Genomic DNA, 1,199 nt, shown 5'->3' on the forward strand with positions numbered 1-1,199 from the left:
CTACTCTTGACCATAGCTCCTAATTACATGTAAGAACTATTACATATCTAGCAGAAAAACTCCTCATAAAGAAACCATTGCGAAAATTATTAAGTATCAAAAAGAAGGTGTTGTGATAATGGGTAACTATACCTATCCAATTGAAGAGTTAAAAAGTACTGGTGACTACAAGAAGCACAAGATATCTCTAAAAAAGCAGAAGGTATTTCATGAGAACAGCTGACGAAGAGTTTAAGAAGTTTTCGGTTTCATTTAATAACTCAAGTGGCTTGTTATTTAAAACATCAGACCAGTCACCACACGCACACTTCATAACAGTTCATCATAATTTTAACCTCCCACCTAAAGCAGGTGAAAGCATCTTCAGCCCGAGCATAGTCGAGTTGACCGGGCAAGGTCCGATTGACTTGTGCAACTATAAATCTCAATGCATCTACTCATCAATAGAACATGATCTTGTCGTTATACTAATCCGAAACCATCCTTTCAGATCCTTGTCAGTTCTTGATGTTTATACAGGATATTTCCCCAAAAGCGTGGTCTTTGGATATCCTAGAGGTAAAGCTAAAACCAATTTCAAAATGAAGTTCTTCAATGCTGGACAACGCATATCAGCAACAGAAAAAGAAACTGATTTTTCATATGAGGTTGGAACAAGTGACACCTTATTCACGGGGCAACATGATGACATTCAAAGTGTTAAGGGAATGTCTGGCGGAGCTGTTGTTATTTTAGGGAATGATGATAATTATCATTTGGCTGGTATCATAAAAAAGAGTGCCGCATATGGTGGCTTTGAATATACAGACATCTCCTCACTACTGACACAGATAAATAATGGTTCACCCCCTGAGTCACAATTGCAATTATTTGAAAACCAAGCCTTTATTGAGTGCAATATTGACCGAGAGAGTTTAGACCTGAATCGCATCAAGAAAAGCATACTTAGTAGCTCTGGCAAAATATTCAAAAATTATGGTTCTTTTAACTCTAGCACCGAATTCATAAACTCTAAGAATCAAGAAATAAACAAGATGTTTACTGAAATCAGAAGTAAACAAAAAGAACTCAGTAACTACTACGTATTCTCAGGTATAACACACCATGAAAATAAGGAATTTGCTAAATCTACAATAGCTTTCAAGAAGGCTATAGAACTTCATGCAAGTAACGAGCACATCTCTGTACACGACAATTTA

The 1,199-nt window shown here is 36.4% G+C and carries 1 protein-coding gene; it reads left to right on the forward strand.

Annotated features, from left to right (window positions below):
* Positions 1-209: 209 nt before the first annotated feature.
* Positions 210-1,199: hypothetical protein (locus DKW60_RS23430; protein WP_146203570.1), on the forward strand; the 990-nt coding region annotated here is incomplete at its 3' end.

The sequence above is a fragment of the Leucothrix pacifica genome (genome assembly GCF_003172875.1).
Taxonomy (GTDB): domain Bacteria; phylum Pseudomonadota; class Gammaproteobacteria; order Thiotrichales; family Thiotrichaceae; genus Leucothrix; species Leucothrix pacifica.